Below are 22739 nucleotides of genomic sequence, written 5' to 3'. Positions count from 1 at the left end.
TTTAGATTATAGACTTTTATCTTTAGTGCAAAATTGAGATTTTTTTTTAAAATACATTACAACAAATAAGACTTATGATTGGATTTTTATTACAGGCTCAAAACGACACAATTGCTCAAGCCGCAGGTGCAGTGGTTGAGAATATTGCTCCTAATACTGAAATATCTGTATTAGAATTTATTTTTAAAGGTGGTTTTTTCCTTATCCCTATTGCTTTACTATTATTTTACACGATTTATATTATAATTGAACGCTATATATACATTAAAAAAGCTACAAAACACGATCCTCATCTATTAAAAGACATTAGAACTCATTTGAGTAGTGGAAATATTGATTTAGCCGTAACAGCTGCAGAAAGAGATGGAGCAGCATCTGCTAATGTGATTAAGGAAGGCATCATGACGATAGGAAGACCAATTGCAGAAATTGAATCAAATATGGAAAAAGTAGCCAATATCGAAATTGGTCAAATGGAAAGAAAACTAGGAGTTTTAGGACTTATTGCCGGTATTGCTCCAACTTTAGGATTCATTGGTACTATTTCAGGAGTTATTAAAATTTTCTACAGCATATCAGTTACTGAAAATATTAGTATTGGTAATATCTCGGGAGGATTATACGAAAAAATGATTAGTAGTGGTGCTGGACTAATTGTGGGTATTGTTGCCTACTCGGCTTACCATTTATACAATAGCATGATTGATAACTACTCATTAAACATGCAACGTCACGTATTAGAATTTGTTAATATAATTCAGAGACCAAATGCCGATAAAACGAAATAAACGATTTGAAGCTGAAGTAGCAACAAGCTCACTCAGTGACATCATGTTCTTCTTGCTTTTGTTCTTCTTGATTATCTCGACATTAGCAAATCCGAATGTGATTAAAATGACATTGCCAAAATCTAAAAACAACGAAAAAACAAATAAGCAACTTATTAGCTTATCTGTAACAGAAGAAAAACGTTTTTATTTAGACAAGCAAGAAGTTCCTTTTGAAGAGCTAGAAACACAACTTTTAGCAAAAATTGGAGACAATAAAGAACAAGCAGTTGTTGTGCGCATTCCTTACAACTTGCAAGTTCAAGACTTGGTAGATGTATTACAAATAGGTGTAAAAAACAATTTGAAGTTCGTAATTGCCACGAGTGCCAAATAATATTTTTAACTAATTAGAATCTTTCTTTTAGCCTGATTTTTTCAGTATTTAAGAAAGATTTTTTTATACCCGCCAAAATGAACAAAATAATCGTATTCGCATCTTTATTCCTTTTTGGATGCTCCTCATTTGACAAAATAGCTAAAGTAAATAAATTTGATAAAGAAGAGGGATACAATTCTTTTACAAATTCAGAATTAAAGTTAAAATCTCTTTCGTTTGGAGATGTGTTTTTTGCAAGTAATTTGGCAGAATTTAAAAAGCTAAGTCCTAAGAAAAAACCTGAATTCAAAAATATTATTGTTTACGGCAAAACCATTTATGACCCAATTTATGATTATTATATTTTATCCAAAGATGATACTTCAGGAAATAAGAATTACACGACTATAGACAGTAGTTTTACAGATTCAAAATTCATCATCAAAATATCTAAAAAGACACCAAAAGATGATTATAGTTTTATTTTAAAAAACTTAACTCCTCTTCAATAAAAAAGCCGACCAAATGGTCGGCTTTTTTTATTTTTTATTAATTCAAACTAAAGTTGTAAATAATCTTACCCACTTGCCTATCGGGTGCATCGTCACTGGCTTGCCATTTAGTATTCATTGCAGCTATTTTGGCTTGCTGCAACAAGCATGACGCTGTATTTGTAGTTCCTTTTACACCAGGAACAGCCTCAATAGTATTTCCGTTTTTATCTACAGTAACTTGGACAGCCACATTTCCTTCTTCATTACAAGTATAATTAGGTCTCGGCTTAGACAAGGCTTTTCTATTCCCTAGAGAATATCCAATTCCGCCGCCGTTTCCGCTTCCAGAACCTCCGCCTGAACCAGATCCGGAACCGCTTCCCGTTCCTGTTCCGTTGCCAGTACCATTACCGCCTCCGGTTCCTCCACCAGAGCCACCACTACCGTAATAATCGTTAGAACCTAAACTTCCGTTAGCTTTACCTTTATTTCCAGAGCGCGAATCATCACCATCTCCACCTTTTTTGGAACCACTCAAAATACTTGATAAGGCATCATTAGTATTTTTAGACACTTTAGGCTTTGTTTCGACAACAGGTTTTGGATCAATTTTAACCTTTGGCTTTTCGGTTTTTACAGGATTTACTTTTTTAGGAATAACCGCTGTATTTTCATCAGTACTACTTTCACTAGAAATAATATCTTCTTCTGGTTCAGATTGTGCTGGTGTTGGTTTTGCAATGCTTTTTACATTCAGTTCTTCATTTTGAAAATCTTTTCCAGAACCAAAATCACTGTTACCAAAATTAATGGTTACTCCGCCTCCACCGCCTCCACCAGCTAGCATCGCTAAATCCTTAGCATTAGCGGGAGGCCAAAAACGTATAAAAAATAAAATCAGCAGAAAAAGCACATAAATCACAACCGTTAAGAGTAATGATTTACGTTTTTCTTCTGCTGATAATTCTAAAGTCTTCATTGTATTGCTCTTGTTAACAATAATAGTAACGAAAATACTATTTTTTTGTTATGTTACAGAACAAAAATACAAGAATTATACCATTCTTTGCTTCGACTATGCTCAGCATAAACTCGTTCAGAAACCGAAATTGTTAAACAAGTTGTTTAAGGGCAATTTCAAAAGCTCTTGCACTTATATTCTTTTTATCTGAACCTGCGTCAAATGTTTTTTGGATTGCTTTTTTAATTACTTCTGAAGTATCGTTAAAGATCGCCTCATCTGTCATAGCAACTTTTTTCTCCATGAAGTAAGCAAATACACGAGCCATACCACAGTTAGAAATAAAATCAGGAATTAAACTCACTTTACTATCTGTTTCTTCCATGATAGGACCAAAGAAAATTTCTTTATCTGCAAACGGAACATTAGCACCACAAGAAATAACTTCTAAACCAGCTGAAATCATATTTTCAACTTGCTCTTTTGTAACTAATCTTGAAGCGGCACATGGCGTGAAAATTTCGGCACCAATAGTCCAAATTTTTTGATTAATTTCTTCAAAAGAAATCATGTTATCAGCTACTAATTTGTTTCCGTCTTTATTAAGGAATAATTGAGTAATTTCTTCAAATGAAAAACCATTTTCATTAATTAAACCTCCGTCTCTATCAATAATACCTACAACTTTAGCACCCATTTCTGCTAAATAGAAAGCTGCTGCTGAACCTACATTTCCAAATCCTTGAACAATTGCTTTTTTACCAACAATACTTCCACCATAAATATCATAATAATGGCGTACAGCTTGCGCTACACCATAGCCTGTAATCATATCGGCAACAGTATATTTTCTTTGGATATCAGGTGAGAAGGTTGTGTTTTCAATTACCTTAACCACACCTTGACGTAATTGTCCTATGCGATTAATTTTATCTGCCTCAGTTGGCTTAAAATGTCCGTTAAAAACACCTTCTTGCGGATGCCAAACGCCACAATCTTCAGTCATTGGGATCACTTCGTGAATTTCGTCAACATTTAAATCACCTCCAGTACCATAATAGCTTTTTAATAATGGAGACACGGCTTTATACCAACGTTGCAAAACTTCTTTCTTACGAGGGTCGTTAGGATCAAAGTTAATTCCTGATTTTGCACCACCAATTGCTGGTCCAGAAACAGAGAATTTAACTTCCATTGTTTTTGCTAACGAAAGAACTTCATTCATATCTAACCCTTTTCGCATACGAGTTCCACCTCCAGCAGCACCTCCTCTTAGCGAGTTTATAACTGTCCATCCTTCAGCATCTGTTTCAGGATCTTTCCAATTAAATACTACTTCAGGTTCTTTATTTTCGAATTTTTTTAATAGTTCTTTCATTATGTTGTGGTTTGTTAATTTTTGTGCAAATATAAAAAAATAGAATAACGCAAAATTATGCATTATTCTATTTTAATTTTTATTTAAAAAGAATGTATTAGTTCGCTTTTCCTAATAATTCATTTTTTAATTTATCATCAACTGGTTTATCAGACAACCAAATTCCAAATAATGCTTTTTTGAAGTCTGTTCCTTGGATTTTTCCTTTGAATTTGTCATTTTTAAAAATATGAACTGAAGTATCTGTAGGATTATAAATTAAGTTGAAAACGTCTTTTTCTACAATCTCATCACTTAAATATTTCTTTAACTCTTCAATTCTAGGTCTTAATTCGTTTATGTTATCACCTGCCGATTTCTCAAAGCCAATCTCCATATTTCTTGTCAATTTTCTTGAAGAAACTAACGAAGAAGTTATTTGAATACGGATTGCCATTTCAGAATCACTTTCTAAAATATCTTTAGGATCTTGAGAAAGTCTAGATAAATATAAAGCTTGAACGTAAACATCAACAAACATCTTTGAACGAGTTCCGTATCCATTTAGCTCTAAAGTTTTATTTTCGAAAGAAATTGTTCTTGGAACAACAACTCCATCTTGTTCAAATTGAGTTTGAGCAGAAGCCGTAAATGATTGAATCCCAAATAGTAGGATAAACAAAGATAAAAGGGCATTTTTCATTTTGAGGTTTTTTAAAAATTTGCGCAAAATTAGACATTAATATTTTACAAAAAGCCTTCAAAATGTTAAAAAAAATAAAAAAATTATATTCTGTAAATATTCCCTGAACTATGGTCCTTGATTGCACCTGTTACACTCGCTAAAACATTAACTTCGTTTCTAATTTTTAAAACCCCTAGCAAAGCAAAAATCAAAGCTTCTTTAAATTCAATGGTCTTTGTATCAGGTATTTTAATTATTATTTCTGGAAGATAAAACTTCATTCTTTCCAAAAGAAAATCATTATAGGCACCCCCACCTGTCACTAGTAAGGCTCCTTGTTTTTTAGGCAAAGCCAAAGAAATTTGAAATGCAACATGTTCAACAAAAGTTCGCAATTTATCTTTTTCAGATATTGAATAGGTTTCTATCAAAGGTAACATTTCTGTTTTAACAAATTCAAAACCTAATGATTTAGGGTACTTCTTTTTATAGTAGCCAAAATTATTTAAGTCTGTAAACAATTCATTTTTAACAAATCCACTTTTCGCAATTTTCCCACCATCATCATACTTAAACCCTAATTTTTCGGCATAAAAATTAAGGACAGTATTTACGGGTGAAATATCAAATGCAATTCGATTATTATTTTCCTCAAAAGAGACATTTGAAAATCCACCCAGATTTAAACAGTAATCAAAATTTGAAAATAAAATCCTATCTCCAATAGGAACCAAAGGTGCACCTTGCCCTCCCATTTTAACATCTTGAACCCTAAAATCACAGACTACATTTTGATGAATCAAATTAGCTATTTTAGGCAAATTACCTATTTGAAGCGTTATTCCCTTTTGGGGTTGATGTAGTATAGTATGACCATGTGAACAAACGGCATCTAAATTTTCTATTTTATTTTTACTAATAAAATTTGAAATGATTTTAGATAATAAACTTGTATATTCTTCATTTAGCTCTGTTAATTCTGTTTCAGAAAAATCAACAGCTATTTTTAATTTACTTATCCATTCTTCTGAGTAAGCAACTGTTTCACTTTCATGAATTTCAAAAGTCCATTTACCTTCTTTAATTGTGAAATTTATATGTGCTAAATCAACTCCGTCAAGCGAGGTTCCTGACATAACACCTACAACGTTATAGCTTTCATTTTGCATGGGTTAAAATTAATAATTCTTATTGAAAAATTGGTTTTAATAGCTATATTTGAAAACTTTTTAAAGATTACAAACAAAACACAAAATAAAATGAACTTTAACTTATCTGAAGAGCAATTAATGATTCAGCAAGCAGCGAGAGATTTTGCTCAAAATGAATTACTTCCTGGAGTGATCGAAAGAGACGAACACTCTATTTTTCCTACTGAACAAGTAAAAAAAATGGCTGAACTAGGTTTCCTAGGTATGATGGTAGATCCAAAATATGGTGGAGCTGGACTTGATAGCCTTTCTTATGTTTTAGCAATGGAAGAAATTGCAAAAGTTGATGCTTCTGCAGCGGTAATTATGTCTGTAAACAACTCTTTAGTTTGTGCAGGTTTAGAAAAATATGGTTCTGAAGAACAAAAAGTAAAATATTTAACACCCCTTGCAAAAGGAGAAGTAATTGGAGCATTCTGTTTATCGGAACCAGAAGCTGGTTCTGATGCTACTTCACAAAGAACAACTGCAATTGATATGGGAGATCATTATTTAGTAAACGGTACTAAAAACTGGATTACTAATGGTGGTACTGCCTCAACATATTTAGTAATTGCTCAAACAGATGCTTCTAAAGGTCACAAAGGAATCAATGTTCTTATTGTTGAAAAAGGAATGCCAGGTTTTGAAGTAGGACCTAAGGAAAAGAAAATGGGTATTCGTGGTTCAGACACTCACACATTATTATTTAATGATGTAAAAGTTCCAAAAGAAAATAGAATTGGTGAAGATGGTTTCGGATTTGCTTTTGCAATGTCGACATTAAATGGTGGTCGTATTGGTATTGCTTCCCAAGCATTAGGAATTGCTCAAGGATCTTATGAATTAGCATTAAAATATGCACAAGAGCGTGTTGCTTTTGGCAAACCAATTTTCCAACATCAAGCAATTGCATTCAAATTAGCCGATATGCATGTAAAAACCACAGCTGCTCGTTTATTAGTACACAAGGCTGCGGCTGAAAAAGATCAAGGTTTAGATATTGCTCATTCTGGAGCTATGGCCAAATTATACGCTTCTGAAGTTGCACTAGAAGTTGCAAATGATGCAGTTCAGATTCATGGAGGTAATGGTTATGTTGCGGAATACCATGTTGAAAGAATGATGAGAGATTCTAAAATTACTCAGATTTATGAAGGAACTTCAGAAATTCAAAGAATTGTAATATCAAGAGGATTAGTTAAATAATAATTCTTCGATTAAACTCGATTAAATAAAAAAAGGCTGGGCGTTAAAAAACCCAGCCTTTTCCTCTCATTTTCAATTAACTAAAAAACACCTATTTCTCTGAAATAACTTTTAAAACACTTTGACCTCTATCAGTCGTTACTTTAACAAAGTACAATTGTGCTTCACCAACACTGAATTTTGGTGTAATTGTAACTTCTTTATTAAAATACGCATCATTATCATCTTGTGACATTAATAAAGTTCCTGTTGAATTATAAATATCAATTTTAGCTTTTGAAATATAGTCAAATTGATATCTAATAGTCAACTGATCTCTAAACGGAACTGGATAAACGGTAAAAATAGGATCCGAACTTACAAGTGAATTATAAACAAAAGTAGTTGGGAGTGATGTCACTTGTAATGGAACTCTAACTCTACACTGATCAAATGCATTGTTTATTGCATCTACAGCTTTATTAACATCTGAATGATTCAAACCTCCAATATTCATTCCACCCAGAGCATCATTCGCTAGGTTAAATAAATTACCAACTGTTGCTCCTCCATGTGATGTAAAATAATTTATAACTGAAGATGGTATTGTGAATTCTTTATAGGTCCCCGGAATAGGAACACTAGAACCACAAGCAACATCTTGAGTAGCAAATTTAATTTCTAATGGAAAGCTAAGAAGTGTTGGATCAACATGTATATTAAAGAACAACGTCATTGTTTGACTCAACAAATTATTATTTATAGCTCCCATTTTTGGACCTGATTTAGTAAGCGGGTTACCATCATTTCTCCATGAAGATGGTACTCCCGCTGGATTATCGTAGTAATCATAGCCTACCAATGCTCTTGGTGTTCCACCACCAGGCAACATTATAAAGATTTTATTATTTGCTATATTAGCAGCTCCAGTAATATCAGAAGCGAATAATCTAAAATAATTTCCTGTTGCTACTCTACCAAAATCAAATGTACCTCCAACATCGGTTATTGCATCCAACATAATTAGATAATCATTTGTTGGAGCTCCTTCTACAGTACAAGCACTACCGTTATAAGCACCATAATATCCTTGTGTATAAGTACAATGAGGACCATCACAAACTATTAAACTAACTCTAATTTCCGCACTATCTCGACAATCATTACGATCTAACAGTACAACTGTATGTAGTCCAGTACCAAGATTATTGAACACATGTGGTGAAGTGGCTGGCTCAAAAGGACTTCCGTCGATACTAATTGTATAGCTGCCTGCTCCTCCAGAGAAAGTAGCAGTAATACTACCGCTGTTAGTTCCAGCACAATTTTCAGGTTCAGCAGTTAAAGAAAGTTCAACTTCTGTTGGTTGACCTACTTGCTCACTACCTTCATAGATACAATTATTAGCATCTCTTACAATCCAAGGATAATTTCCGGCTGCAAGATTACTATAAACAACTCCTGAAACTTGTGATGCAAAACCTCCTCCGTTAAAGTTTATCATATAAGGACCTGTTCCGCCACTAAAGTTTAAAGTAACTGATCCTGTTGAACCACTGTTACAAAGTACATCGGTATGAGAATCGCTGACTTGTAATTCAGACGGTTGATCCACTGCTTCACTACCTTCATATGTACAGTTATTAGCATCTCTCACAATCCAAGGATAGTTTCCGGCTGCAAGATTACTATAAACAACTCCTGATGCTTGTGATGCAAAGCCTCCTCCGTTAAAATTTACCATATAAGGTCCTGTTCCTCCACTAAAGTTTAAAGTAACTGATCCAGTAGAACCGCCATTACAAAGTACATCAGTATGAGAATCGCTAGCTTCTAAAGCGGATGGTTGACCCACTGTTTCACTGCCCTCATAAGTACAGTTACTAGCATCTCTCACAACCCAAGGATAATTTCCAGCTGCAAGATTACTGTAAACAGCTCCTGAAACTTGTGATGCAAAGCCTCCTCCGTTAAAATTAACCATGTAAGGTCCTGTTCCTCCACTAAAGTTTAAAGTAACTGATCCAGTAGAACCGCCATTACAAAGTACATCAGTATGAGAATCGCTAGCTTCTAAAGCGGATGGTTGACCCACTGTTTCACTGCCTTCATATGTACAGTTATTAACATCTCTCACAACCCAAGGATAATTTCCAGCTGCAAGATTACTGTAAACAGCTCCTGAAACTTGTGATGCAAAGCCTCCACCGTTAAAATTAACCATGTAAGGACCTGTTCCTCCACTAAAGTTTAAAGTAACTGATCCAGTAGAACCTCCATTACAAAGTACATCGGTATGAGAATCGTTAGCTTCTAAAGCGGATGGTTGACCCACTGCTTCACTGCCTTCATATGTACAGTTATTAACATCTCTCACAACCCAAGGATAATTTCCAGCTGCAAGATTACTGTAAACAGCTCCTGAAACTTGTGATGCAAAGCCTCCACCGTTAAAATTAACCATGTAAGGACCTGTTCCTCCACTGAAATTCAAAGTAACTGATCCAGTAGAACCTCCATTACAAAGTACATCGGTATGAGAATCGTTAGCTTCTAAAGCGGATGGTTGATTTATTGTAGCTGTACAAGCTGAGCCGTTTTCTATTGTAGTGGTTGCATCAGTAGTAATTGCCACATAGTTTCCTGCGGTTAAATTATTAAAAGGAATTGGCACTCCATCAGTCAATATGTTCAAAACTTGAGCAACTGGTGTAACCAAATCAGGTAATCTGTATAGATAAACATTATACGGTAATGCTCCTCCTGTTGGTACTACACTAATTGATCCTGTAGCTGCTCCGTTACACAACACATTAGTTGATGTAGCAATACATTGTACAGCACAACCAAACTCTAATGTCCAGGTAGCACTACAATCATTTATACATCCAGTGATTTCATTTATTACTGTCCATTTTACCGTAACTGATGTACTAATTATTGTTGGATTATTAAATGCCAATATTAATGGTGCATCGCCTACATTTGGTGGAGTGGCTCCAGCTGAATAGGTATAACTAGGAGTAATTACATAATCTGAATTCAAAGTAGGATTAAGTCCTGCAAATTGACTCATCCATATTTGGAAATCTGAGTTAGCTTGTGCTTGAGCTATAGATTGTGTTACACCGCATAGTACTGGAGCTGATGCATTTTCTGGACAGATTACTACTGGTAATGCATTTACTGTTACAACTGCTCCATCGTTATTTGTACATTGATTACCATCTGTATAGGTATAGGTAACATTGTATAGACCTGCGCTAAGACCTGCAGCATTGAACAATCCTGAAGCACTTATATTAGCGCCACTCCATGTTCCGCCGGGAGGTGTTGCCGATAGCTGAACTGTAAACCCTGTACAAACTTGGGCATCATTAGTCACAACAGTAGATAAAGCATTTACTGTTACAACTGCTCCATCGCTGTTTGTACATTGATTGCCATTAGTATAGGTATAGGTAACATTGTATGGACCTGCGCTAAGACCTGAAGCATTGAACAATCCTGAAGCACTTATATTTGCGCCACTCCATGTTCCACCAAGAGGTGTCGCTGATAACTGAACTGTAAGCCCTGTACAAACTTGAGCATCATTGGCTACAACATTAGGCAACTCATTCACTATCAAATTTGCCGTACAAGGAGATTCCGTTGGAACTCCATTTTTATCACGAACAATTACTGAATATATCCCCGCTACACCAACAGTAATTGATGCTGTTGTTGCTGTAAAGCCATTAGGACCTGTCCAAGAATAACTATATGGTGCTCCGCCAGATCCATTAATTCCAGTTGCCGTAAACGTAGCTGTTGAACCAGCACATACTTGAGCTGAAGAAGGGCTAACAGAACATGTTGGTGGAATGATAACGGCATCAGAAGCCATTTGTTGATCTTGACTACCTAAAACAACACAGTTACTAAGTGGAGAACATATTTGCTGAATATGGAAATGGTAGGGTGATCCGCTTATTGCAGAAGCTCCATTACCAATACCCCAACCTCCACAACCTACTGAATTTTCGGCAGCCACATGACATCCTAATGCCAACAAAACTTTTGTAGCAGTAGGAATAAATGTTACTGTACAGTAAGTTTGTTGAGTACTTGTTCCTTCTTCATTTCCCCAAACATATGTTATTCCTGTTACTGTTCCATTATAAATCCAAATAGAATTTTTTTCAGGCGACCCTGCATCATTTGTTTGTTGGCAAGCCATTTTGATGGCTGTTTGATCATAATATCCGGCAGGTACACCTCCAGTATTTCCAGCATTAGGTATAGGAAATGTGAAAAGTGATCTTGGACCATAACCAGATAAACCATCTAAAGGATTAACAGTTTCAGCAATACGATTGGCTCCTGTAAAAAAGTCAAAAGCATGTTTAACATTACTCCCCTGGATAATATTAATATTAAATGTTACAGAAGCTGGGACATTAGGAGTCAAATCTACCAATTCAATACGAGTAGGGACTGACTCTCCTTCTCTAAAATGTGAATTTGTCCCTTGTGCATTCCCGTTAGCCCAATTAACTGGACTCGCAGGTGCCGAAGCTGGTCCATTTTTACCCCATTGAGAATTATTAGTATTTGACTGACCATAAAAAGAAGTCTGACAAAAAACTAAGAATAAAAATGACAAAGAAAAGAACCAACCTTTTTTAAATTTAATTTCCTGACAACAGGAACATAAAAGATAATCTACAAACACCCTCGTTGAATGTTGAAAAGAATCAATTAAACATAGGGAATTTTTACGACAAAATAATATAACTTTTTTCATAATAATACGGTTTTAGAACCATATCATTAGTAGATTACAGATAGAAAGAGCTTTTAGTAAAATCAAATTTTTTCCAATCATGAATTGAAACTTTAAAAGTCTTAAGTAAAATAAATACGTAGAAAAAAAAATTAATTGATTATGCGGTAGTATTATTGCATGTAGCAACACAATTAACCAATAGAACCATCTAGTGAGTGATTGATTGATGTGGAAGTATTTAATTGCCTATTGGCAATCACAATCTATCAATAGAACTTTCCATTTAACCTTTTTGAAGGTTTGCTAAGCAAAATTAGAACAATTTTCAATACACTTTCAACAATCACATACGTTTTATAAAATTTTAACAATTTTAACAAGTATCTAATTATCAATTACTTACAATTTATACCTAAAATTAGTTAGAAAGAAAAATAAGTTAAATATTTCATGAAAACATCTGTACAACTTTTCCTTATTTTAAAAAATTCAACATTAAAAAAATGAAAGAAAAAAGTTATAATAATTCAAAAACCATACTTAAAAAATACAATTAAAAAATTTACACAAACAATTGATATATAGATTATTACAGAAAATATTTATCAAATTTTAAAACTAAAAAAAATCAAAATATAATGAAATTCTCATAAATCTAACAAAAAGATGTATTTCATCGATTATTTTGTTAATTTCATCGATTATTTTATATAACTATTTAATTTTGAAGCAGTTAAAAAATGATTTATGAGAAAATTAATTTGTATTGCACTACTTTTTATTGGAACATTCGGAATTGCACAAAGCAAAAATGATTTATGGAAAAAGAGTAATTTAAAAGAGAATACTGAAAAAAATTCCAAATTAAACTTACCTCAAAAAAATATTTTCGATTTAGATTTATCATCAATGAAAAAGATGTTGGCAAAATCTCCAAAAAGAGAAGCAACTAACATTACATCTAACACTATAATCACTTTACCAAACGCAGAAGGTCAAATAGAAAATTTCAGAGTTTATGAAAACACTGTAATGGCTCCTGAATTAGCGGCTAAGTATCCTGAAATTAAATCTTATGTAGCTGTGGGTATTGATAATCCAAATGCTCGTGCCTATTTTAGTAATTCTCCGCTAGGTTTCAAATCAATAACTACCTATCCTAATAAAGAAACAGTTTTTATTGAGCCAATTAATGCTGACAATACAACTTATACCGTTTATAAAAAATCAGAAAAAGAAAAATCATTAGACAATTTTGAATGTAGCATCATTGATGTTGCATCACAAACTACTAGTCAATCAACAACTACATTTGCTCGTGGGGCTGATGATAGCAAATTAAGAACTTTACGTTTAGCATTAGCTTGTACAGGAGAATATGCTGCTTATTTTTCAGGATCAAAAGCTACTACTCTTGCTGCAATGAATAATACAGTTACAAGAATCAACAGTATTTTTGAACGTGATTTTGGAATCAAATTAATATTGGTTGCAAACAATGATCAAATTATTTATACAAGTCCTTCTACTGACCCATATTCTGATTATGCTACTAAATATAACTGGGGAGTTGAGAATCATAACAATTTAACTTCAGTTATTGGTTTGTCTAACTTTGACATAGGCCATTTATTAGGGGCAGGAACTGTAAGCAGTGGAGACTCTGGTGGTATTGGTTCAGTTTGTTCAGACTTATACAAAGGTAGAGGTTATACTTGTGCTTATTCTGGAAACTATCAAGGTGATGCTTTTGATTTGGATTTTGTAGCTCATGAAATGGGTCACCAATTAGGAGCAAGACATACATTTACTCACAAAACAGAAACTGGAAATAATGATCAATTAGAAGCTGGAAGTGGTTCTACTATTATGAGTTATGGAGGTACTTCTATAAAAGATTATCAAAGTTATAAAGATTCTTATTTTCATGCAATTAGTATCCAACAAGTAACTGATTATATTAAGACTAAAACATGTCCAGTTATTATTTCAACAGGTAATGCTGCACCAGTAGTAAATGCAGGATTGGATTTCACGATCCCTAAAGGAACTCCTTTTATGTTAACAGGTTCAGCATCTGATGCTAACACTAGCGATTTGCTAACTTACACTTGGGAACAGATGAATTTAGGAGATGCAAATGTAACAATTCCTTCAGCTACAAGCACTTATGGCCCTTTATTTAGATCATACGCGCCTTCAACTTCTTCTACAAGATATTTTCCTAATATGAACACAATATTAGCTGGTTCAACTAGTACTTCTGGATTATATATCCCTTCAGAAGTTTTACCAGGAGTAGCTAGAACTTTGAATTTCCGTTTAACCGTTCGTGATAACAAAATAGGCGGTGGTGCTAATAATATGGATGATATGATTGTAACTGTTGATGGTATTGCTGGACCTTTTACTGTAGATACTCAAAACACTTCAGTATCATATGCAGCAGGTACTTCACAAACAATTAATTGGACAGTAGCTGGAACAAATGCTAATGGCGTAAATTGTGCTAATGTGGACATTTTATTATCTACTGATGGTGGACAAACTTTCCCTATTGTTTTATTAGCTGGAACTCCAAATGACGGATCACAAAATGTAATGATTCCTAACAATCCTGGAACAACAAATAGAATTATGATTAAAGGAACTAACAATATTTTCTTTGATGTAAATAATGCTAATTTCACAATTACAGGCTCTGTTTCTGCAGATACTACTGCTCCAACAACTTCAACAATTTCAGCTTCTGGAACTACAACTTCATCAACTAACTTATCATGGACTGCAGCTACAGATAACATAGGAGTTACTGGATATAATGTATATCAAAATGGAGTATTAAAAACTACAACTACTGCTACATCTTTAGCGGTAACTGATTTATCTGCTTCTTCAACTTATAATTTCTATGTAACTGCTAAAGATGCTACTGGAAATGTATCTGCTACAAGTAATATTGTGTCTGTTACAACTCAGTCTTTAGTAGATACAAGTGCTCCAACAACTTCAACAATTTCAGCTTCTGGAACTACAACTTCATCAACTAACTTGTCATGGACTGCAGCTACAGATAACATAGGAGTTACTGGATATAATGTATATCAAAACGGAGTATTAAAAACTACAACTACTGCTACATCTTTAGCGGTAACTGGTTTATCTGCTTCGTCAACTTATAATTTCTATGTTACATCTAAAGATGCTGCTGGAAATGTATCATCTGCAAGTAATACTACAAGTGTTACAACACAAGCATTAGCCGATACAACTGCTCCAACTGCTTCGACAATTTCAGCTTCTGGAACTACAACTTCATCAACTAACTTATCATGGACTGCAGCTACGGATAACAATGGAGTTACTGGATATAATGTGTATCAAAATGGAGTATTAAAAACTACAACTACTGCTACATCTTTAGTAGTAACTGGTTTATCTGCTTCGTCAACTTATAATTTCTATGTTACTGCTAAAGATGCGGCTGGGAATGTATCATCTACAAGTAATACTGTATCTGTTACAACTTTAAGTCCAGCTTTAACGTATTGTAATTCGAACGGAAGTACTGGTAGAGAATACATCAATAAAGTCCAACTTGGAACTATTAACAATGTTTCAGGAAATAACAATGGTTATGGTAACTATACTAGTCTAATTACAACTCTTGCTACTGGTTCATCTGCAACAATTACAATAACTCCAGCTTGGAATGGAATGTCAGTTAATGAAGCATATGCAGTTTGGATAGATTATAACAAAAATGGAAATTTTGAATCAAACGAACTTGTTTACAGCAAATCTAAAAGTAAATCTACATCAGTAAGTGGTAGCTTTGTAATTCCTTCTACTGCATTGACTGGAAACACTAGAATGAGAGTTTCAATGAAATATAATGCAATACCAACTGCATGTGAAGTATTTACAAATGGTGAAGTAGAAGATTATACAGTTAACATTGTTACAGGAACTATTGTTAAAGATCAAACAGAATCTCAAACAGCAACTAATACTAAAGATGAAAATTTAGAAATAACTTATAAAGAAGAAATACTTAAAGAACCATTCAAACTATATCCTAATCCAGTTAGAGATGGCATAGTATATTTTAAAGGAATTGGAAATGATGCAACTTACAAAATTTTTAATCTAATAGGACAAGTTGTTGCTAATGGCACAGTAAGTGAGAATTCAGCAAACATAAATAACTTGACACCAGGAAATTATATAATACAAATTTCAGATGACTCATCTGTAAAAACCAAACAATTTATAATTTTATAAATTGATTAAATACGTTAGATTTTAAAAGCTGCCTTAAGGCAGCTTTTTTGTTAGTATCTCACATAAGAGACCTTTTAAAAAATTAATTAACTAAATCCAATCAATTGATTATCAAATTATTATAACACAAATTATTCATAAGAATGAATTCCCCTTCAGAAGGCATAATTTGTGATTTACATGTTATAAGAGTGGCTCCTAGAATTGGCTTAATCCCCGAAACCAAAGACGGGAACAAAGTTGAAAAACAGCTAATGCAAGTTTTACCAAAAGAAATTTGGGGAGAAATTGGCATGGCTATTTCATTTTTAGGGCGCGAAATCTGCCGACCTACCAATCCTAAATGTGATCAATGTCCGATTAATATTCATTGTGACTACTTCAAGACGCTTAAAAATTAGACTGAAGCACAAAATATAACATATTAAAAATCAACACAAAGCAGTTTTTTTTTATGGCGTGCCCCTAAAGGGTGTCGGGCTGTCCACTATATCTTTTGCATTTAACTTGCAAAAGGATATCGTTTCCATCCCTCACGCTATATTTTCAATAAAATAACGGGGCAATTTTTCATTTTTTTATTTCATAAAACTATATAAAACAAAAAACCCCTCATCGAATGATGAAGGGTTTTCTAAAGAAAGGCAGCGACATACTCTCCCACAGGATTGCAGTACCATCTGCGCAGGCGGGCTTAACTTCTCTGTTCGAGATGGGAAGAGGTGAGCCCCGCCGCAATAACCACCTTAAGGTCGTTTTGCAAGGGTGATTTGGTTAAAACCAGACCAACATTACACAATATCTTAACATACTGAGATAAAAATCATTGATCCCTGAGGTATACTCGAAGGGAGAAAGTTTGCCGCGCCCCTTGCGGGGCGCATGCACGTACATAAGCTTACGGGTTATTAGTACTACTCGACTATGACATTACTGCCTTTACATCTATAGCCTATCAACGTGGTCATCTTCCACGACCCTTAAAAGAAATCTCATCTTGTGGTGGGTTTCGCGCTTATATGCTTTCAGCGCTTATCCCTTCCCGACGTAGCTACTCTGCGATGCCCCTGGCGAGACAACAGATACACTAGAGGTCAGTCCAATTCGGTCCTCTCGTACTAGAATCAGATCCACTCAAATTTCTAACGCCCACAGTAGATAGAGACCGAACTGTCTCACGACGTTCTGAACCCAGCTCGCGTGCCACTTTAATGGGCGAACAGCCCAACCCTTGGGACCTTCTCCAGCCCCAGGATGTGACGAGCCGACATCGAGGTGCCAAACCCCCCCGTCGATATGAGCTCTTGGGGGAGATCAGCCTGTTATCCCCGGCGTACCTTTTATCCTTTGAGCGATGGCCCTTCCATGCGGAACCACCGGATCACTATGCTCTACTTTCGTACCTGATCGACCTGTATGTCTCTCAGTCAAGCTCCCTTATGCCATTGCACTCTACGCACGGTTACCAAGCGTGCTGAGGGAACCTTTAGAAGCCTCCGTTACTCTTTTGGAGGCGACCACCCCAGTCAAACTACCCACCAAGCAATGTCCCCCACAATATGGGGTTAGACCTCAGATAAGCAAAGGGTGGTATTTCAACAATGACTCCACAACGCCTGGCGACGCCATTTCACAGTCTCCCACCTATCCTACACATCACTTATCCAAGACCAATACTAAGCTATAGTAAAGGTGCACAGGGTCTTTTCGTCCCACTGCGGGTAAACGGCATCTTCACCGTTACTACAATTTCACCGAGCTCATGGCTGAGACAGTGTCCAGATCGTTACACCATTCGTGCAGGTCGGAACTTACCCGACAAGGAATTTCGCTACCTTAGGACCGTTATAGTTACGGCCGCCGTTTACTGGGGCTTCAATTCAATGCTTCTCCGAAGATAACATCTCCTCTTAACCTTCCAGCACCGGGCAGGTGTCAGGCCCTATACTTCATCTTACGATTTTGCAGAGCCCTGTGTTTTTGATAAACAGTCGCCTGGACCTTTTCACTGCGGCCAGCTTGCGCTGGCGACCTTTCTCCCGAAGTTACAGGTCTATTTTGCCTAATTCCTTAGCCATGAATCTCTCGAGCACCTTAGGATTCTCTCCTCAACTACCTGTGTCGGTTTACGGTACGGGTTCTTATAATCTAAGTTTAGAGGTTTTTCTTGGAAGCCCTTAGGCACACTATCCCTTTGTCCGAAGACGCCGAGTACTATCGCATTTCACCAAATTCTCCGGATTTGCCTAGAGAACCTATAGCTAAGTGCTTTAACGAACTATTCCGTCAGTTCGCGGTGCTTTCATCACTCCGTCACCCCATCACAATTATAAGAAGTACGGGAATATTAACCCGTTGGCCATCGACTTCCCCTTTCGGGTGCGCCTTAGGACCCGACTAACCCGCAGCTGATTAGCATAGCTGCGGAAACCTTAGTTTTTCGGTGTGCGGGTTTCTCGCCCGCATTATCGTTACTTATGCCTACATTTTCTTTTCTAACCAGTCCAGCATACCTTACGATACACCTTCAACCCTGTTAGAATGCTCCCCTACCACTTGTATATAATACAAATCCATAGCTTCGGTAGTATACTTATGCCCGATTATTATCCATGCTCGTCCGCTCGACTAGTGAGCTGTTACGCACTCTTTAAATGAATGGCTGCTTCCAAGCCAACATCCTAGCTGTCGATGCAGACAAACCGCGTTCTTTCAACTTAGCATACATTTGGGGACCTTAGCTGATGGTCTGGGTTCTTTCCCTCTCGGACTTGGACCTTAGCACCCAAGCCCTCACTGTTAGTGAACATTATATAGCATTCGGAGTTTGTCAGGAATTGGTAGGCGGTGAAGCCCCCGCATCCAATCAGTAGCTCTACCTCTATATAACTTTATAACTAACGCTGCACCTAAATGCATTTCGGGGAGTACGAGCTATTTCCGAGTTTGATTGGCCTTTCACCCCTACCCACAGGTCATCCGAAGACTTTTCAACGTCAACCGGTTCGGACCTCCACTATGTGTTACCACAGCTTCATCCTGCCCATGGGTAGATCACACGGTTTCGCGTCTAACACTACTGACTAAAGCGCCCTATTCAGACTCGCTTTCGCTACGGATCCGTGACTTAATCACTTAACCTTGCCAGCAACGTTAACTCGTAGGCTCATTATGCAAAAGGCACGCCGTCACCCCACGAAAGGGCTCCGACCGCTTGTAAGCGTATGGTTTCAGGATCTATTTCACTCCGTTATTCACGGTTCTTTTCACCTTTCCTTCACAGTACTGGTTCACTATCGGTCTCTCAGGAGTATTTAGCCTTAGCGGATGGTCCCGCCAGATTCAGACAGGGTTTCACGTGCCCCGCCCTACTCAGGATACCACTATTCTTATCTTTTCTTACTTATACGGGACTATCACCCTCTGTGGTTTACCTTTCCAGGTAATTCTAATTCAATCCGCAAGAAATATCGTGGTCCTACAACCCCAACATTGCCGTAACAACATTGGTTTGGGCTAATCCGCGTTCGCTCGCCACTACTTACGGAATCACTTTTGTTTTCTTCTCCTCCGCCTACTTAGATGTTTCAGTTCAGCGGGTTTGCCCCCTATCGGGTACTATATCTTCAATATAGTGGGTTGCCCCATTCGGATATCTACGGATCAATTCGTGTGTGCCAATCCCCGTAGCTTTTCGCAGCTTATCACGTCCTTCTTCGCCTCTGAGAGCCTAGGCATCCCCCATACGCCCTTATTTTGCTTATTGTACTTTTCGTTTTTATACATTACTGTATAAAAACTGTGTTCTTTCTACTTTTTAAATGTTTTTTTATCTCAATATGTCAATGAACGGTTGTTCCTTTTGGAACCAGTGGAGAATATCGGAGTCGAACCGATGACCTCCTGCGTGCAAGGCAGGCGCTCTAGCCAGCTGAGCTAATCCCCCGTATATTTAGTCGTCAGTTAACAGTTTTCAGTTAACAGTACTTCAAACGGTTACTCAACCTCTAAAATTTCCTTTTTTAATCAAAAAAACTTAGTAGTCCCGCCCAGACTCGAACTGGGGACCCCTACATTATCAGTGTAGTACTCTAACCAGCTGAGCTACGAGACTCTGTTTTTTAATTATTGTATTATTTGAATTAACAGCAAGAGTAAAAAAAATCTTAAGAACTTTTTCCTAACTTCTTTTTATAGTCTCTAGAAAGGAGGTGTTCCAGCCGCACCTTCCGGTACGGCTACCTTGTTACGACTTAGCCCTAGTTACCAGTTTTACCCTAGGCAGCTCCTTGCGGTCACCGACTTCAGGTACCCCCAGCTTCCATGGCTTGACGGGCGGTGTGTACAAGGCCCGGGAACGTATTCACCGCAGCATGGCTGATCTGCGATTACTAGCGAATCCAGCTTCACGGAGTCGAGTTGCAGACTCCGATCCGAACTGAGAACGGTTTTGTAGATTCGCTCCTACTTGCGTAGTGGCTGCTCTCTGTACCGTCCATTGTAGCACGTGTGTAGCCCAAGGCGTAAGGGCCGTGATGATTTGACGTCATCCCCACCTTCCTCACAGTTTGCACTGGCAGTCTTGCTAGAGTTCCCGACATGACTCGCTGGCAACTAACAACAGGGGTTGCGCTCGTTATAGGACTTAACCTGACACCTCACGGCACGAGCTGACGACAACCATGCAGCACCTTGAAAAACGTCCGAAGAAAAGTCTGTTTCCAAACCTGTCGTTTCCCATTTAAGCCTTGGTAAGGTTCCTCGCGTATCATCGAATTAAACCACATGCTCCTCCGCTTGTGCGGGCCCCCGTCAATTCCTTTGAGTTTCAAACTTGCGTTCGTACTCCCCAGGTGGGATACTTATCACTTTCGCTTAGCCACTCAGATTGCTCCGAACAGCTAGTATCCATCGTTTACGGCGTGGACTACCAGGGTATCTAATCCTGTTCGCTCCCCACGCTTTCGTCCATCAGCGTCAATCCACTTGTAGTAACCTGCCTTCGCAATTGGTATTCCATGTAATCTCTAAGCATTTCACCGCTACACTACATATTCTAGTTACTTCCAAGTAATTCAAGTTCTACAGTATCAATGGCCGTTTGATCGTTGAGCGACCAGATTTCACCACTGACTTATAAAACCGCCTACGGACCCTTTAAACCCAATGATTCCGGATAACGCTTGGATCCTCCGTATTACCGCGGCTGCTGGCACGGAGTTAGCCGATCCTTATTCTTACGGTACCGTCAAGACTCTTCACGAAGAGTTGTTTCTTCCCGTACAAAAGCAGTTTACACACCATAGATGCTTCATCCTGCACGCGGCATGGCTGGTTCAGGCTTGCGCCCATTGACCAATATTCCTCACTGCTGCCTCCCGTAGGAGTCTGGTCCGTGTCTCAGTACCAGTGTGGGGGATCTCCCTCTCAGGACCCCTACCCATCGTTGCCTTGGTATGCCGTTACCACACCAACTAGCTAATGGGACGCATGCTCATCTTGTACCGTTGGAACTTTAGTAATAAATAGATGCCTATTCATTACACTATGGGGTATTAATCCAAATTTCTCTGGGCTATCCCCCTGTACAAGGTAGATTGCATACGCGTTACGCACCCGTGCGCCGGTCTCAAGGAAGCAAGCTTCCTCTACCCCTCGACTTGCATGTGTTAAGCCTGCCGCTAGCGTTCATCCTGAGCCAGGATCAAACTCTTCATCGTATAATTTTTAAAAGCTTGCGCTTTTGATTTGTAGACAAAGAATGCTAGGTTTTTCAAATCTCTCGATTTCTCTTACTCTTATTTTTTTGTGCTTCAAACATCTCTGCTCGAAGCGGCTGTCAATCCAATATGTCTATGAACGTTTCTTCTTGTTTTTCGCTAAACTTCTTTCGTTGTTTTTGCGGGTGCAAAGGTAGAAATCTTTTTCTAATCTCGCAAATAATTTTTGATTTATTTTTTATCTTTTTTCAAGACTAAAATCTTAAATTATTTACTCAATATTTCAAATGAACTTCTCTTCGTTTGCGGGGTGCAAAGGTAAAAACTCTTTTCTTATTTACCAAAACTTCTTGAAACTTTTTTTTGAGAAAATTTTCAATCCGTTTTTCTAATCAATAATACTTAAGAACCTCTCCGTTGCGGGGTGCAAAGATAACATCTTTATTTTCTTATCTCCAAATCTTTTTCGTGATTTTTTTTAATTTTTTTGCTCTCGCTTTAAACTCAATCACTTAAAGATTTTTTAACACTATGATAAAGAACTTTGCTTGTTTACAACCGTTTTGTTGTTGATTGCGGGTGCAAAAGTACCACCTTTTTTCAATTACGCAAGCCTTTTATAAAACTTTTTTTAATCTTTTTTACACTTACTCTGACCCACAGTAAGTTAGATGTAAAAGTTTTTTTTGATAGTATTACAGTGTCGAAAAGTAATGGAATTTAAACATCCGTTTTACACTATACATATATAATAAGTACCTTTCTTTTTACTATACTATATATATACTTATCCTATACACTATTATATATAGGTATACTATATATATGGTACGCGTGAGGGATTGGAGAATTTGTTTGAGCTCTTTTAAAATAGATTTTAAAAAGCGAGTGCAAAAAGCCCGACCCAATGCAAAGCATAGGGACACGCTATAAATAAAATAGA

At 36.8% G+C, this 22739-nt stretch carries 11 protein-coding genes, 2 tRNA genes and 3 rRNA genes; 6 read left to right on the top strand and 10 right to left on the bottom strand.

The window, feature by feature from the left end; genetic code table 11:
* The first annotated feature begins 74 nt into the window (after window positions 1–74).
* The 3 genes from LJY17_RS00080 to LJY17_RS00070 all read left to right on the top strand — a co-directional run bounded on the left by LJY17_RS00080 (window position 75) and on the right by LJY17_RS00070 (window position 1658).
* Complete coding sequence (locus LJY17_RS00080; RefSeq protein WP_264544776.1) at window positions 75–788, top strand: MotA/TolQ/ExbB proton channel family protein; 714 nt, start codon at window positions 75–77, stop codon at window positions 786–788.
* Window positions 769–1164 carry an ExbD/TolR family protein gene (locus tag LJY17_RS00075; protein WP_264544775.1) on the top strand — a complete coding sequence of 132 codons (396 nt, stop codon included), beginning with the start codon at window positions 769–771 and terminating at the stop codon, window positions 1162–1164. The genes LJY17_RS00080 and LJY17_RS00075 overlap by 20 nt, the downstream gene beginning before the upstream one ends.
* Window positions 1165–1241: 77 nt before the next feature.
* Window positions 1242–1658, top strand: a complete 417-nt coding sequence (locus LJY17_RS00070) for a hypothetical protein (protein WP_264544774.1) — start codon at window positions 1242–1244, stop codon at window positions 1656–1658.
* Window positions 1659–1695: 37 nt separating this feature from the next.
* On the opposite strand, the gene LJY17_RS00065 is transcribed toward LJY17_RS00070, so the two are convergent.
* The 4 genes from LJY17_RS00065 to LJY17_RS00050 all read right to left on the bottom strand — a co-directional run bounded on the left by LJY17_RS00065 (window position 1696) and on the right by LJY17_RS00050 (window position 5812).
* Window positions 1696–2619, bottom strand: coding sequence for an energy transducer TonB (locus tag LJY17_RS00065; RefSeq protein ID WP_264544773.1), 924 nt, complete (start codon window positions 2617–2619; stop codon window positions 1696–1698).
* A 133-nt stretch (window positions 2620–2752) separates the two neighbouring features.
* A complete protein-coding gene (locus LJY17_RS00060; RefSeq protein ID WP_264544772.1) occupies window positions 2753–3979 on the bottom strand; it encodes a Glu/Leu/Phe/Val dehydrogenase dimerization domain-containing protein in 1227 nt (408 codons plus the stop codon).
* A gap of 97 nt (window positions 3980–4076) precedes the next feature.
* On the bottom strand, window positions 4077–4661 hold the full coding sequence (locus tag LJY17_RS00055; protein WP_264544771.1) for a chalcone isomerase family protein: 585 nt from the start codon (window positions 4659–4661) through the stop codon (window positions 4077–4079).
* A gap of 83 nt (window positions 4662–4744) precedes the next feature.
* Complete coding sequence (locus LJY17_RS00050; RefSeq protein WP_264544770.1) at window positions 4745–5812, bottom strand: anhydro-N-acetylmuramic acid kinase; 1068 nt, start codon at window positions 5810–5812, stop codon at window positions 4745–4747.
* A 90-nt stretch (window positions 5813–5902) separates the two neighbouring features.
* On the opposite strand from LJY17_RS00050, the gene LJY17_RS00045 reads away from it, so the two are divergent.
* On the top strand, window positions 5903–7042 hold the full coding sequence (locus tag LJY17_RS00045) for an acyl-CoA dehydrogenase (protein WP_264544769.1): 1140 nt from the start codon (window positions 5903–5905) through the stop codon (window positions 7040–7042).
* 91 nt (window positions 7043–7133) lie between these two features.
* On the opposite strand, the gene LJY17_RS00040 is transcribed toward LJY17_RS00045, so the two are convergent.
* Window positions 7134–11810, bottom strand: coding sequence for a T9SS type A sorting domain-containing protein (locus LJY17_RS00040; RefSeq protein ID WP_264544768.1), 4677 nt, complete (start codon window positions 11808–11810; stop codon window positions 7134–7136).
* Between the two features lie 729 nt (window positions 11811–12539).
* Between LJY17_RS00040 and LJY17_RS00035 the strand changes: the two genes are divergently transcribed.
* Window positions 12540–16076 (top strand): reprolysin-like metallopeptidase, encoded by a 3537-nt coding sequence (locus LJY17_RS00035; protein ID WP_264544767.1) that lies wholly within the window; start codon window positions 12540–12542, stop codon window positions 16074–16076.
* Window positions 16077–16219: 143 nt separating this feature from the next.
* Window positions 16220–16477, top strand: coding sequence for an endonuclease III domain-containing protein (locus tag LJY17_RS00030; RefSeq protein ID WP_264544766.1), 258 nt, complete (start codon window positions 16220–16222; stop codon window positions 16475–16477).
* Window positions 16478–16715: 238 nt separating this feature from the next.
* Here LJY17_RS00030 and rrf read toward each other — a convergent pair.
* The 5 genes from rrf to LJY17_RS00005 all read right to left on the bottom strand — a co-directional run bounded on the left by rrf (window position 16716) and on the right by LJY17_RS00005 (window position 21796).
* Window positions 16716–16825, bottom strand: a 5S ribosomal RNA gene (rrf, locus tag LJY17_RS00025).
* 139 nt (window positions 16826–16964) lie between these two features.
* Window positions 16965–19842: ribosomal RNA gene (locus LJY17_RS00020) — 23S ribosomal RNA — on the bottom strand.
* Window positions 19843–19948: 106 nt separating this feature from the next.
* Window positions 19949–20022 (bottom strand) — tRNA-Ala (locus tag LJY17_RS00015).
* Between the two features lie 94 nt (window positions 20023–20116).
* Window positions 20117–20190 (bottom strand) — tRNA-Ile (locus LJY17_RS00010).
* A 90-nt stretch (window positions 20191–20280) separates the two neighbouring features.
* Window positions 20281–21796, bottom strand: a 16S ribosomal RNA gene (locus LJY17_RS00005).
* Together the 16S, 23S and 5S rRNA genes with 2 tRNA genes alongside form the textbook arrangement of a ribosomal RNA operon.
* Window positions 21797–22739 lie beyond the last annotated feature (943 nt).

It is taken from the genome of Flavobacterium hankyongi, from assembly GCF_036840915.1.
GTDB classification, from domain to species: Bacteria; Bacteroidota; Bacteroidia; order Flavobacteriales; family Flavobacteriaceae; genus Flavobacterium; species Flavobacterium hankyongi.
The sequence above is the reverse complement of the archived record's forward strand: the minus strand, read 5'-3'. Positions and strand labels throughout refer to the sequence as shown.